Annotated in this window: 9 protein-coding genes and 4 pseudogenes; 7 read left to right on the forward strand and 6 right to left on the reverse strand. The window is 66.8% G+C overall.

Annotation, left to right across the window (positions count from 1 at the left end):
- Nucleotides 1-528: 528 nt before the first annotated feature.
- From istA to HYG77_RS36995, 3 genes are all read left to right on the forward strand, one after another.
- Entirely contained in the window at nucleotides 529-2,067 is a 1,539-nt protein-coding gene (gene istA / locus HYG77_RS36985; protein WP_159929406.1) for an IS21 family transposase, read from the forward strand.
- 64 nt (nucleotides 2,068-2,131) lie between these two features.
- Entirely contained in the window at nucleotides 2,132-2,896 is a 765-nt protein-coding gene (istB, locus tag HYG77_RS36990) for an IS21-like element helper ATPase IstB (protein ID WP_159929404.1), read from the forward strand.
- A gap of 85 nt (nucleotides 2,897-2,981) precedes the next feature.
- The gene (locus HYG77_RS36995; protein ID WP_159929402.1) at nucleotides 2,982-3,131 is read left to right on the forward strand and encodes a hypothetical protein; all 150 of its coding nucleotides are present in this window, start codon (nucleotides 2,982-2,984) and stop codon (nucleotides 3,129-3,131) included.
- An 81-nt stretch (nucleotides 3,132-3,212) separates the two neighbouring features.
- Here HYG77_RS36995 and HYG77_RS37000 read toward each other — a convergent pair.
- The 4 genes from HYG77_RS37000 to HYG77_RS37015 all read right to left on the reverse strand — a co-directional run bounded on the left by HYG77_RS37000 (nucleotide 3,213) and on the right by HYG77_RS37015 (nucleotide 7,699).
- Nucleotides 3,213-4,122, reverse strand: a protein-coding gene (locus tag HYG77_RS37000) for an IS5 family transposase (RefSeq protein WP_236603684.1) whose coding sequence is annotated in 2 segments (ribosomal slippage) — nucleotides 3,213-3,746 and nucleotides 3,748-4,122 — 909 coding nt in all. Because the reading frame shifts where the segments join, the coding sequence is not laid out codon by codon here.
- 170 nt (nucleotides 4,123-4,292) lie between these two features.
- Nucleotides 4,293-5,489, reverse strand: coding sequence for an acetyl-CoA C-acetyltransferase (locus HYG77_RS37005; protein ID WP_159929400.1), 1,197 nt, complete (start codon nucleotides 5,487-5,489; stop codon nucleotides 4,293-4,295).
- Nucleotides 5,490-5,780: 291 nt separating this feature from the next.
- Nucleotides 5,781-6,215, reverse strand: a complete 435-nt coding sequence (locus HYG77_RS37010) for an oxidoreductase (protein ID WP_236603739.1) — start codon at nucleotides 6,213-6,215, stop codon at nucleotides 5,781-5,783.
- A gap of 827 nt (nucleotides 6,216-7,042) precedes the next feature.
- Nucleotides 7,043-7,699 (reverse strand): YoaK family protein, encoded by a 657-nt coding sequence (locus HYG77_RS37015; RefSeq protein WP_236603716.1) that lies wholly within the window; start codon nucleotides 7,697-7,699, stop codon nucleotides 7,043-7,045.
- Between the two features lie 276 nt (nucleotides 7,700-7,975).
- Here HYG77_RS37015 and HYG77_RS37020 point away from each other — a divergent pair.
- A pseudogene (locus HYG77_RS37020) lies at nucleotides 7,976-9,122 on the forward strand (acetyl-CoA C-acetyltransferase).
- Nucleotides 9,123-9,142: 20 nt separating this feature from the next.
- On the opposite strand, the pseudogene HYG77_RS40390 reads toward HYG77_RS37020, so the two are convergent.
- Nucleotides 9,143-9,315 (reverse strand): annotated as a pseudogene (locus HYG77_RS40390) (acetyl-CoA C-acyltransferase); the annotation flags it as partial.
- Nucleotides 9,316-9,470: 155 nt separating this feature from the next.
- Here HYG77_RS40390 and HYG77_RS37025 point away from each other — a divergent pair.
- Complete coding sequence (locus HYG77_RS37025; protein WP_159929398.1) at nucleotides 9,471-10,361, forward strand: universal stress protein; 891 nt, start codon at nucleotides 9,471-9,473, stop codon at nucleotides 10,359-10,361.
- Nucleotides 10,362-10,593: 232 nt separating this feature from the next.
- Here the strand turns inward: HYG77_RS37025 and HYG77_RS37030 are convergent.
- Nucleotides 10,594-11,621, reverse strand: a pseudogene (locus tag HYG77_RS37030) (steroid 3-ketoacyl-CoA thiolase); the annotation flags it as partial.
- Nucleotides 11,622-11,654: 33 nt separating this feature from the next.
- On the opposite strand from HYG77_RS37030, the pseudogene HYG77_RS40395 reads away from it, so the two are divergent.
- Together HYG77_RS40395 and HYG77_RS40400 are read left to right on the forward strand one after the other, a co-directional pair.
- Nucleotides 11,655-12,137, forward strand: a pseudogene (locus HYG77_RS40395) (transporter substrate-binding domain-containing protein); the annotation flags it as partial.
- 124 nt (nucleotides 12,138-12,261) lie between these two features.
- Nucleotides 12,262-13,521 carry an ISL3 family transposase gene (locus tag HYG77_RS40400; protein ID WP_054248223.1) on the forward strand — a complete coding sequence of 420 codons (1,260 nt, stop codon included), beginning with the start codon at nucleotides 12,262-12,264 and terminating at the stop codon, nucleotides 13,519-13,521.
- Nucleotides 13,522-13,523: the final 2 nt, after the last annotated feature.

Raw genomic sequence — 13,523 nt, forward strand, 5'->3', positions numbered from 1 at the left:
GACTCGGGCTTCACACCGGCCGGTACACCCCAATCTTCCATCCTATCCAGTTAAGAATATTAGCAATTACATTTCCTCTTTGGTGGTCAAATCCGGTGGTGCCGCATTCTCACAATCGGATGGTGGACGCACCGCACCGAGGGTCCGGCGGCCGTGTTGGTGCTCCGCTTCCGCGCGGCGGCTCCGGAAAACCCGCTGCTGCACTCCTGCTGCGGCGGACTAAAATACGTGTGTGACCAGCTTCTATGTCGATGCTGCGGTGAGGAGACTCCTCTCCCCACCAGGTTTGGACAGCTGACCTTCTTCAAGGATCACATGGGGTGCACTGTTCGTTCTGGTGTCAGCGGTCATGTAATTCCCCAGGTTGAGGGGTTTGTCCGTCACGTAATTCCCCACCCCGCCGTCACGTAATTCCCCACCCTGGGGCGTGTTGGCGGGGGTTCGGGTGCTGCTACAGGTTCGCTCCTGACTGGGCCACCGACAACGGGCCCGGGAAGGGGCCTGACGGTGGCAAGGAGAACGTGGACGATGACCGATCTGATGGAGTTGTTCCGGCACTGGCATGCCGGCCGATCCCAGGTGCAGATCTCGACGGCCCTGGGAATCGACCGCAAGACCATCCGGAAATACCTGGCCCCGGCGGTCGCGGCCGGGTTGGCGCCGGGCGAGGGCGGGAAGTTCGAGGAGGCCCTGTGGTGGGAGTTGATCACGGGATGGTTCCCGGAGGTCGGCGACCCGGCAGCGCGGGCGGTGACATGGCCGGCGATCGCCGCGCACCACGACTGGATCGATGGGCAGCTGACCGCGTCGGTGACGGTCGCGACGATCGCGCAACGCCTGCGTGACGACCACGGCGTCATGGTGTCGGAATCGACGGTACGTCGTTATGTGGCAGCGCAATTCGCCGATCAGGTCGCCGAAGCGAAGGTGACGGTGCCCCGGGGCGCGGTCCCACCCGCCGACGAGGCCCAGGTCGACTACGGCAAGCTCGGGATGTGGCGCAATCCGGTCACCGACCGTCGGGTGGCGGTGTGGGCGTTCGCGATCATCCTGAGCTGCTCGCGGATGCTGTTCGTCCAGCCGGTGCTGCGGATGGATCAGTCCTCGTGGTGCGCCTCGCACGTGGCGGCGTTCGAGTTCTTCGGCGGTGTCCCCGCCCGGATCGTGTGCGACAACCTCAAGACCGGGGTCGACCGGCCGGATTTGTACGACCCGAAGATCAACCGGGCCTACGCCGAACTCGCCGCCTACTACGGGGTCCTGATCGACCCCGCCCGCGCCGGCAAACCGAAGGACAAGCCGCGGATCGAACGCCCGATGCCCTATATCCGGGATTCGTTCTGGAAAGGACGGGAGTTCACCTCCTTGGCGCAGATGCAGGACGCCGCCCTGGCCTGGTGCATCGACGTGTACGGTCGGCACAATCACCGCGGCCTCGACGGAGCCCAGCCGACCGCCGTCTTCGACGCCATCGAAAGACGCAGGCTCACAACACTTCCACCCAGACCGTTCGAACCGGTCCTCTACCAGGTCGGCAAGGTCGCCCCGGACTGTCACGTCAAGGCCGGCAAGGCCCTGTATTCGGTGCCCTGGCGGCTGATCGGCCAGCAGATGCTGGTCCGCACCTGCAACGACATGGTGCAGATCTTCGCGGGCGAGCAGGTGGTCGCCACCCATGTGCTGCACCTGTCGGGGCGGTCGACGAACGTCGAGCACTACCCACCGCACAAGATCGCCTACGCACTGCAGACGGTGTCCTGGTGCCGGGCGCAGGCCGAGCAGATCGGCCCCGGCGCGGTCGCGATCGTCGCCGAGTTGTCACAGGTCAACGCCCTGCACCGGCTCCGGGCCATCCAGGGCATCGTGCGGCTGCGGGACCGTTACGACGACGCCCGCCTGAACGCGGCGTGCGCCCGCGCCCTCGAGGTTGGCGACCCCAGCTACCGCACCGTCAAGGGCATCCTCGCCGCCGGCACCGAACACGACGGACAACCCGCCCCAGCCGTCGCGCAGGCGCCGGCGTTCCTGCGCGGACCCGACGCGTTCGGCAACGAACGCACCGCCTAAGCGTTGAGCGAGGCTATGACATGCACTGCACAACAATTACTTTCACAAGAGCAAGGGGATGGTCATGACAATTCACGACCCCAGCCTGCGGGCTGCGTTGAAGACGTTGAAGCTGACCGGGATGCTCGACACCCTCGACGCCCGGCTGACCCAAACCCGGGACGGGCAGCTCGGGCACCTCGAGTTCCTGCAGGTGCTGTGTGAGGACGAGATCGCCCGCCGGGAAACCGCGGCGCTGGCCCGTCGGCTGCGGCGGGCCAAGTTCGAACAACAGGCCACCTTCGAGGACTTCGACTTCACCGCCAACCCGAAACTCCCGGCGGCGATGCTGCGGGATCTGGCCGCCCTGCGCTGGCTCGACGCCGGAGAGTCGGTGATCCTCTACGGACCCGTTGGTGTCGGCAAAACACATGTGGCACAAGCACTCGGCCATCATGTCGCCCGCCGCGGTGGGGACGTGCGGTTCGTCAAGTGCTCCCGGATGCTCGCCGACCTCGCCGGCGGTCATGCCGACCGCACCATCGGTCAGCGGATGCGCGAATACACCCGGCCGCTGGTGTTGATCATCGATGATTTCGCGATGCGCGAGCACACCACGACCCAGTCCGACGATCTCTACGATCTGGTCTCGGACCGGGCGATCGCCGGCAAACCCCTGATCTTGACGAGCAACCGCGCCCCGAAGGACTGGTATCCGCTGTTCCCGAACCCGGTCGTCGCCGAATCGCTCCTCGACCGGCTGATCAACACCAGCCACCAAACCCTGATGGACGGCCCGTCCTACCGGCCCCGCAAACGACCCGGGCACCGCACCGCCAACGCAACCTGATCCGAACCCCCATCCGCTCGGGTTACCCTCGACTCAGCACACCCGAGCATGGGGAATTACGTGACGGACACCCCTGGGGAAATACGTGACGGTCGACATTCTGGCACACGACGAGGACGGCATCGAGATCGGCGTGACCTGGCGGCGAAAGGGAGACTGGTCGGCAGCCTTCAACCGCATGCCCGGCTCATCCGAGAAGTTGGACCTCCTGGTGGCCGACGGTCAGCCCGGGTGACCGACAGGCCGACTGTGACTCCGATATCGGGAGGATCAGCCGGTGAGGGCCGCAGATCGCGCCCATGAACGGGATACGCACCTAGGGCATGTCTCCCAATAGTTTGAGCCATTCGACGATGCCGGCGAGAAGGAATCCAGCCCGGTAAGTCAGCGCAAGCTTGTCATACCGGGTTGCCACCGCTCGCCACTGTTTTGCCTTGTTGAAGGCCCTTTCCACCACGTTGCGGCCCTTGTACGACTCGGCATCGAAGTTCGGTGGCCGACCGCCCGCGCTGCCCTTGTTCTTGCGGTTGGCCACCTGATCGGACTTCTCGGGAATGACCGCCTTGATGCCCTTGCTGCGTAGCAGTTCTCGATTGGCCTTGGATGTGTACGCCTTGTCGGCACGGACCTCGTCCGGGCGCGTGCGGGGTGCGCCGCCACCGATGCGCGGCACGCAGATGCCCTCCAGGAGCGGGCCGAACATCGGGCTGTCGCCTGCCTGGCCAGGACCCACCAGCACCGACAAGGGACGTCCGTCGCCATCGCACGCCAGGTGGACTTTGCAGGTCAGCCCGCCGCGGGACCGGCCGATGCCGTGATCGACCGGTTCGTCAAGCAGATTCGTGTAATTCGGTAGATCCCCCTGTGTCACGCGCGGCGTTGGCGCCGTGCTGGTGCACCCGCACCACGGTGGAATCCACCGACACCGCCCAATCCAGGTCGCCACCGGCATCGGCCATCGCCGCCAGGGCTATGAGTACCCGATCCCACGTTCCATCCCCGGCGTAGCGTCGGTGCCGTTTCCACACCGTCTTCCAGGGGCCGAAATGCGCAGGTAGATCCCGCCACGGGAGCCCGGTACGCAGCCGGTAGAGCATCCCCTCCACCACGAGCCGGCTGTTCTGGAACTTCCGCCCCCGCAGCCCATCCGAACTGGGCAACAGCAGCGCAAGCAACTCCCACTGCTTGTCCGTCAACACCTCAAACCGATTAACAACGTCTGCCACAGCGAAGAGTCTGCAGCACAACACCCCAAATCATTGGGAGACACGCCCTAGCTCCCGTCAACGAGATACAGGCCGCGGATGTGTGAGCCTGGCCTGCGGATCAGGGCCAACGCCCCATCCGCGATTGCCCTGGGACCCACCCCGGGTCCTTCCCCGCGCCCCATGCCCGATCAACAGGCGGGGACGTGCAGGATGAGCGCGTCGCCCTGGCCGCCGCCACCGCACAGTGCCACCGCACCGATACCGCCGCCGCGGCGTCGAAGCTCCAAAGCCGCATGCAGGACGATGCGAGCACCGGACATCCCAAGTGGATGCCCGAGGGCGATGGCGCCGCCGTTGACGTTGACCTTCGCAGGGTCGACGCCCAACTCTCGGGTCGACGCGATGCCGACCGCCGCGAAGGCCTCATTGATCTCGATCAGGTCCAGGTCTCGGGGATCGAGGGCTTCCCTCGCGCAGGCCTTGGCTATGGCGCGCGCCGGCTGAGACTGCAGCGTCGAATCCGGTCCGGCCATCACTGCATGCGCGCCGATCTCGGCAATCCAACTCAGGCCCAGCTCGTCGGCCTTGGCCGCACTCATGACCACGACGGCGGCGGCGCCATCGGAGATCGGCGAGGCCGAGCCGGCAGTGATCGTGCCATCCGTGCTGAAGGCGGGACGCAGCACGGACAGCGACTCGATCGTGGTGTCGGCGCGGATGCCCTCGTCCTCGGTGACGATGATCGGTCCGCCGGTGCGCCGCGGAATCGTTACGGGGACGACTTCGTTGTCGAAGAGCCCGTCCTTCCACGCGCGTGCCGCCTTCTGATGCGAGGCAGCAGCGAAGGCATCTTGCTCTTGCCGTGTGATCGCGGCGGTGCCGGTCCGGTTACGCTGCTCGGTGAGCGGGCCCATGGCCTGATCGGTGAAGATGTCGTGCAGACCGTCGTACGCCATGTGATCACGCATGGTCACGTCGCCGAACTTGAAGCCTTCCCGGCTCTTCTCGAGTAGGTGCGGCGCACGGCTCATCGACTCCTGACCACCGGCGACAACGACCTCGAACTCGCCTGCGCGGATGAGCTGGTCGGCCAACGCGATGGCGTCGATACCGGACAAGCACACCTTGTTGATCGACAGGGCAGGAATGTCCATCGGAATCCCGGCAGCGACGGCGGCTTGGCGAGCCGGCACTTGACCCGCGCCCGCCGTCAGCACCTGACCCATGATGACGTAGTCGACCTGATTCGGGGCGACACCGGACTTCTCGAGGGCACCCCTGATGGCGATGCCCCCGAGATCGGACCCCGACAGGTCTTTCAGGGATCCGCGCAGGCGCCCCAGCGGGGTCCGCGCTCCGGCGACAATGACTGTGCTTGTCTTCAAAGTGATCTCAACTTTCGAATGGACGGTCTTCGGTGCTGTCGTACCGCAGCTGCCGGGAAGATCACCAGGGCGCTGGCGCCCGAGTCGGACATCTGTCCCCAGGAGCTGCCCCAGCATGTCGATCGTGGTGAGCACCCCCACTGGTGGTGTGTCACTCGTTGCTCAGGAGGCGATCTCGGTGGGGGAAGACCGCCACACATGGACCGGGACGAGACCCGGCGAGATCATCACCGCCGCCGCGGACCGCTGCCGCCGACATCGAGGTGGTCGCCATACCGGCCGCGATCAGGCTCATCGCCCTGTCACGTGCCGCAGAGCCGCCACGATCACTTCGGTGGTCGGAGGGCATCCCGGAACCTCGAGGTCGACCGGGATGACGTCCCGGACTGCTCCGAGCACCTCGTGACCGCCGGCGAACGCACCGCAATCGTGTGCGCAGTCATGCAGGGTAACAACCCGTTTGGGATGCGGCATCGCCTCGAAAGCCTCCCGGAGAGGGGCCAGCATGTTTCGTGTGACCGGGCCGGTCACGAGGAGCACATTCGCGTGGCGTGGGGACGCGACCAACCGGATGCCATACCGTTCCACATCATGCACCGGAGCGAGCGCGGTGTTGATCTCGACCCAGCACCCGTTGCAGGAACCAGTATCGATATACCGAACTTGGATCGATGCCGCCGGCAAGAATGCTTCCAGCATGCCCTCGACATCGAGTCCCCCGGGCACGCCCTCCGCTATCCGGCCGAGCCGGCGGATGTGACGAAGCAGGCCACGACGGTGTGCGCGGCGGTCGCCACCGGTCACGGCGCTCACACCCCGCGCCCAGGTGTCGCCGGACTCCCCGAACCCTCGACCGGTTCGGTGGGTGCGTTGCGGATCGCCGATGACATCAGCAACGCCCGGGACATTGGGTCCGGTACCCACCAGCCCACCGACGGGCAGGAGGACACCGTCCCGCCGGCCCGGCGTCTCGGCCGCCGAAGCACCGCCCGTTGCCGGGAACAGGAAGAGGACTCCACTCCCCGATCAGCGAACATCTGGCCGCACCGACCCGCGATGCCCAGGCGTAACCCGCTCGATACGAATCCGCACCGGACGAAGAAGGCGGCGGTGTCAGAGGGATGCATCGGCGTCATCATCGATCGCTCCTCAATGCAGCAGACGGCGCGAGTGCGCACCCCCGACCGGCGCGCACTCCACAGGACACCGCAACATTAGCAGTTGCGTAATTTATTAAGTAGCGAGAATTGCGCCCCGGTTCGACGCCATGAGCTGGTGGCGCGTCGGCGACGCCGACGGAGAGAACACCCGATTGCGGGTCGCAGTCGGGCCATCGACCGCACACCACCATGTCGACGCTGGCGTGGCGGAATCCGTGTCACCGCTCGCCCGGAATTTTCGGGCCTGCCCTGCCCGCACAGGACGACGTCCCACAGGGCGCCGCAGGCGATGCATCACCGGTCCGGCGGGTGGTTGTCGGGCTCGGTCGGAGCGCTTCCGGCTAGTCGCCGGTGGCTACCTGCAAGCCCTCACCCGCTGCGGACGGGGCACAACTATCCGTCCCGTCGGGGACCGGTGCCGCCGGCCGGAGCATTACCGAGGACACACCCGGCGAGCAGCGCGGCCCCCACCGCGATCCAGAGGGAGTTGAAGCCCAACACCCTGTACGCCCACGCACCGAGGATCGCTCCCAGCGTGACGGCACTCCACAGTCGTAGGTAATGGAGCCATTGGTGAGACTCTTTGGCGAGGAGACGGTCCGTGATGCGCTGCGCGGTCTCGATCAGGAGGCCTCCGGTTTCGAGGAGGGTGTTCTCGGCCCCCATGGCGAGCGCGAGAAAGAATCCGATCACGACTGGGGCCGCGGTGAACCAGTGGATCGCGCCCCCCGCGGCGAGCAGGCCCGCGACGAGAAGCAGTACTCGGGACACGCGCCGATGCGTCCACCGGTGGCCCACGACAGCGGCTGTCACCACGCCGACGAGGAACCCCCCGATGATCGCTGCACCGAGGCCGAGGACGCCCCAGGTGCCGCCGCCGAGTGCAACACCGGTGGTGGTGGTCGTCGCGTTGATTGAGGAGACGAAGAACCCGCCCAGGAGCACGAACCCGAAGGCGTCGACGAAGCCGACGTGCACCGCTACCGCGGTCTCGACTACTCGTCGTGTCCCCGGATTCGCTGTCATATCTTTCGCATTGGCTGTGCTCATGGTCTCTCCCGCCGCCCGGGCCGCCTGCCGCTATCGGAAACTGTAAGGGGGAAGGTGAGCCTTGACCAGGTTGGCTGACGTTCATGGATCGTTGGGTGACGGGTGTCCACTGCCCTCACGGTGGGCGCTCTGGGCGACATGTCGAGGAATCCAGCACCCTCCGTCGCCAGCGGGGAGAGGAATCGACTACCGTCCACACAACCAAGCAAATGCTTGGTGGTGTGGTCGGCTCGTGGGTCTGAGCGGACACCCATTTTCCGGTGAGGAGTGAGTTCGATGTCGGAGGCATACATTGTCGATGCCCTGCGCACTGCGGTCGGCAAGAAGGGCGGTGCGCTTTCAGGCGTGCATCCCGCGGACCTCGACGCCGGGGTGATCACACAGTTGCTCGGGCGAAGCGGGGTCGACCCACACGGGGTCGATGACGTCGTTTTCGGCTGTGTCGACGCGATCGGTCCGCAGGCCGGCAACATCGCCCGCACCGCCTGGTTGGCGGCGGGGCTTCCCGACGAGGTTCCCGGGGTGACCGTGGACCGGCAGTGCGGGTCGAGCCAGCAGGCGATTCACTATGCGGCCCACGCGGTCATGAGCGGCACCGCCGATCTGATTGTGGCGGGAGGCGTGCAGAACCTGAGCATGATCCCGATCGCCTCGGCGATGGCGGTGGGGCAGCAGTTGGGCTTCGCCACACCGTTTTCGGGGTCGACGGGGTGGGGGCAGCGCTACGGCGACCGCGAGGTATCGCAGTTCCACGGGGCGGAGCTGATCAGAAGTGGGGCATCGACCGCGAGGAGATGGAACGCTGGGCACTGCAGAGTCATCAGCGGGCCCGCGCGGCGATCGCGGCGGGCCGTTTCGACCACGAGATCGCGGCAGTCGGCGAGTTCCGGGTCGACGAGTGCCCGCGTGAGACCAGCGGCGAGAAGATGGCCGCTTTGAACCCCCTGGTCGAGGGGGGCGGATCACGGCGGCCCTGGCCAGCCAGCTCTCCGATGCCGCCAGCGCGGTGCTGATCGCATCGGAGGCGGCCGTCGCGGCACACAACCTCGAGCCCCGCGCCCGGATCCACCATCTGAGCGCCCGCGGCGCCGACCCGATCTTCATGCTCAGCGCGCCGATCCCGGCCACCCGGTACGCGCTCGAGCGCACGGGTCTGAGCATCGACGATATCGACGTGGTGGAGATCAACGAGGCCTTCGCGCCGGTCGTGCTGGCGTGGATCAAGGAGATCGGTGCCGATCCGGCACGGGTGAATGTCAACGGCGGGGCGATCGCGCTGGGTCACCCGCTCGGTGCCACCGGCACGAGACTGTTCGCGACGATGCTCCACGAGCTCGAACGCACCGGTGGGCGTTACGGTCTGCAGACCATCTGTGAGGGCGGCGGCACCGCGAGCGTCACCATTGTCGAGCGCCTCGGATAACTCGCGGGCGGTGACGTGGCCTACTGGCGTGGTGGCGCCCGGACGATCAGAGCATCCCCTCCCCCGCCGCGGCACAACGCGGCCGCGCCGATGCCGCCGACCCGGCGGCTCGGCTCAGCGCATGATGTGGGTGATTCGCGCCCGGACATGCCGAGCGGGTGCCGATCGCGATCGCGCCGCCGTTGACCTCGACCCGGTGGGATCGGTACCAGGCTGATTGATCGAGGCCGGACCCATCGGCGCACACTAAATTTAGAAACGAACGACGGTGGCCAAGGTTTTCGTAGAACGCCACCGCCAGGGTTTCGACGTGCTTCGATATCCGGGGGCGCAAGGAAGGAGATCAGGTTGAACATCAATCGACCGATCGTGGTCGGGGTAGACGGGTCCGCATCGTCGTTGGACGCCGTGCGCTGGGCGGCGGAGGCCGCCGTGCGTCGCGAGTCGCCCCTGGTGTTGGTCTCCGCGCTGCTGACGCCGGGACAGTACGGCGTTCCCGACGCCATCCCGTCGGGCTACTTCGACAAACAGGAAACCGAAAGCAAGAAGATTCTCGAGCACGCCGCCGACGTCGCCGCGCGGACCGCCCGGGGACGGACCCTCGAGATCGAGACCGATCTGCGCCGCGGTCCAGTCATCGGAGTGCTCCTCGACCACGTCCAGACCGCAGAAATGGTGGTGCTCGGCTGGCGCGGCCTCGACGAATTCACCGGGATGCTCGTCGGGTCCGTCGCGGCCGCTCTCACCACCCACGGACTGTGCCCCGTCGCGGTGATCCGCGGGCTGCCCGGACCGGAGGAGCCTGACCTGGACGGCCCGGTGGTGGTCGGTGTCGACGGGACCAAGAACAGTGAACCCGTCCTCGCTGCGGCATTCGAAGAGGCCTCGCTGCGAGGCGCCGAACTGGTCGCCGTGCACGTGTGGTCCGACTACAAACTCTCCATGTTCTTCCCCGACGACACCGAATTCGACTGGGCCCCGCACGAACTCGCCGCGCAGGCGACCCTTGCGCACACCCTGGCAGGTTGGCGCGAGGACTATCCACATGTGGTTGTGCGGACTGTGATCGTGCGAGATCGCCCGGTACGCAACCTCCTCGCGCAGGCCGAACGTGCGCAGCTGCTGGTGGTGGGTAGTCACGGACGTGGTGGTTACGCAAGCATGCTCGTCGGATCGACCAGTCGCGCGCTGCTGCAGAGCGCGCAATGCCCTTTGATGATCGCGCACGAACCCCATTGAATCTCAGAGCAGGTCGTCGTCAGCGATACCGGCACCTTGCAGACTTGCTATCGCCGCGGACGACCTCTCGGCATCGCGTACCCGTGTCCCACGAGGAGGCCACGATCGGCACGGGTTGATGGTCTCATAGCCCTTGGCTAACCACCGGCTCGGCGGCGGGTGTGTCGCTGGGCACGGGATCACCCGGGTGGGCTCCCGATCAGGCGCCCGGTGACCGACCCGTGCGCGGCTTTTAGAGTCGTTCGATGATGGTGCCGGTGGCCAGGGCGCCGCCGTTGCACATGGTGATGAGCGCGGTGGCACCGTCGCGGCGTTCGAGTTCGTGCAGGGCGGTGGTGATCAGCCGCGAACCGGAGCTGCCCACCGGGTGACCCAGCGCGATCGCCCCACCGTTGACGTTGACCCGCTCCATGTCCGGTTGGTGCACCGATGCCCAGGACAGGGCAACGGAGGCGAAGGCCTCGTTGATTTCGAAAAGGTCGAGGTCGTTGATCGTCATCCCGGCCCGGTCGAGTACCCGCGAGGTCGCCTGCACGGGCCCGTCGAGGTGGAGCTGCGGTTCGGCGCCGACCAGGCATTGGGACACGATCCGCGCGCGCGGGGTGAGGCCCAACGCGATGGCCCTGGTCGCATCCATCACCAACACGGCTGCGGCGCCGTCGGAGATCTGGGAGGAGGTACCGGCGGTATGGGTTCCGCCCTCGATGATCGGGTTCAGGGCGGACAAGGACTGTGCGGTGGTCGCGCGGAGCCCCTGATCGCGGTCGACCAACCGCACCTGATCGGTCGCGGTCCCGTCCTCGCCCCCGACGGGGGCGGGGATCGGCAGTACTTTCCCGGTGAATCTTCCCTCATCCCAGGCCTGGTGCGCGCGGGTTTGAGAGCGGACCCCGAAGGACTCGAGGTCAGCGCGGGAGAGGCCGCGCCGCTTCGCGATCCGCTCGGCCGCCTCGAACTGGGTGGGCAGGTCGATGCTCCACGACTGCGGTCGCCGTGGTCCCGCACCGTCGCCGACGTTGGCACCGAGGGGCACTCGGCTCATCGCCTCGACGCCGCAGGCCACGCCGACCTCGAGGGCGTCGGCGGCAATCAGGCCCGCGATGAGATGGGTGGCCTGCTGGGCGGAGCCGCACTGGCAGTCGATCGTGGCTGCATGCCGGCCTGCCAGGGCAGCCCGGCATGCAGCCACGCCGTCCTGGGGACGTTGTTCGACTGCTCACCCGCCTGTGTCACGCACCCACCGATCACCTGCTCGACCAGTGGCGAGCATTCTGTGTCTGTGCCGGAGCCGTAGTGGGCCTGGCCGCCTGCACGGCGGAGCCGCCGCCGCCGACGACGGTGACCGGCGACTACTCCGAGCGGCCGTTGTCCGACGGGGCTCGCGTAATACCGCCCTCGGGTCGCGCTCCGGCTTCGCCGCCCTCCCCGGAGTCCTGCGGCGCGCTGGCGAGTCTTCGACCCGGACAACCCGTGACTCCCGATGCGATGCCGCCTGGAGGACCGCTCGCCGACATCGCTGCACGCGGCCGACTCATCGTGGGGCTCGATCAGAACACGAATCTCTTGAGCTTCCGGAATCCGGACACCGGCACCCTCGAAGGTTTCGAGGTGGACTTGGCATGGGAGATCGCCCGGGACATCTTCGGCGATCCGTCGAAAATCGAGTTTCGGCTGCTCACCTCCGACGGCCGGTTCGAAGCCCTCGAGAACGACGCGGTGGACGTGGTCGTCCACGCCACCACGATCACCTGTGAACGCGCTCAACGAGTCAGTTTTTTCGGCTCTCTTGCTCTGAATGTGGATGGCCCTGCATGTGGTAAGGCAGGTGGTGTGGGGGTGGGCGCACGGGCCGCCCGTAGGGTCGAAAGTTCCTACACAACCGGCCCAAAGGAGCTTGCCCGTGCGCGCCTCAACCCTACTCAACAGGCCGCTGTGCCTACCGAGGGCCACCGTCCGCGACGTCGAGATCCTCGACGAGCGGGTGGTGGTGAGGGTGCGTCCCCAACGCCGCCGGATGCGGTGCCCGTACTGCTCCTTCACGACCGTGCACCGCTACGACACCCGGGACGTCGACTCGTCGTGGCGGCATCTTGACCTGGGCGGACGGGTGTGTGTGCTCACCCTGCGGCGTCGGCGGTTGCGGTGCCCCGAGCACGGTGTACACGCCGAGGCGGTCGACTTCGCCCGCCCCGGCTCCGGGTTCACGACCGACTTCGAGGACCTCGCGGTGTGGCTGGCCACCAGGACCGACAAGTCCACGGTGTCGGTGTTCTGCCGGGTCACCTGGCGCACCGTCGGGGCCATGTGTTCACGGGTGGTCGCCGACAAACTTGCCCCGGACCGGTTCACGAATCTGGTCGACATCGGGGTGGACGAGATTTCGTGGCGCCGGCACCACAAGTACCTCACCCTCGTCTCCGACCACGAGTCCGGCAAGATCGTCTGGGGCACCGAGGGCAAGAACGCCGCCGCGCTCGGCACCTTCTTCACCGACACCCTGCCCGAGGGCGCGGCGCAGCGGATCGAGGCGGTGTCGATGGACCTCGGACCGGCCTACGTCAAGGCGGTACGCGAGCACGCCCCGCAGGCGACGATCTGTTTCGACCCGTTCCACGTCGTCAAACTCGCGACCGACGCCCTCGACGACGTGCGCCGCCAGGCGTGGCAGCTCGCCCGCACCCTGTCGGACAAGCAGATCGCGAAGACGTACCGGGGCGCCCGGTGGGCGCTGCTCAAGAATCCCGAAAACCTCACCGATAAACAGGCTTCGACGCTCGAGGCACTCAAACGCGACGGCGGCGCACTGGGACGGGCCTACGAACTCAAGGAAGCCCTGCGCGCGGTCTTCGCGGGCGATCTCGGCGACGAGGAGACGATCGCGATGCTCGGCCGTTGGTGTTCGTGGGCGCAGCGTTGCCGCATACCGCAGTTCGTCAAGGTGGGCAAAACCATCCGGAAGCACCTCGACGGCATCCTCGCGGCCATCGCCCGCAGACTTGCAAACGGACGCCATGAGGGCCTGAACAACAAGGTCCGGCTGATAATCCGCCGGGCCTACGGATTCCACACCGCCGAGAACGCCCTCGCACTGATCCTGCTCGCCTGCGGACCCGTCACCCTCACCCTCCCATATCACACGGCAACCCATCCACATTCATGACA

Origin of the sequence: Rhodococcus sp. ZPP (assembly GCF_017656075.1) — a bacterium.
Taxonomy (GTDB): domain Bacteria; phylum Actinomycetota; class Actinomycetes; order Mycobacteriales; family Mycobacteriaceae; genus Rhodococcus_F; species Rhodococcus_F oxybenzonivorans.

What these genes read in the sequence shown, in the direction of transcription:
- istA (WP_159929406.1), top strand. Translation starts at nt 529, where the DNA reads ATGACCGATCTGATGGAGTTGTTCCGGCACTGGCATGCCGGCCGATCC.
- istB (WP_159929404.1), top strand. Translation starts at nt 2,132, where the DNA reads ATGACAATTCACGACCCCAGCCTGCGGGCTGCGTTGAAGACGTTGAAG.
- HYG77_RS37015 (WP_236603716.1), bottom strand. Translation starts at nt 7,699, where the DNA reads ATGAGCACAGCCAATGCGAAAGATATGACAGCGAATCCGGGGACACGA.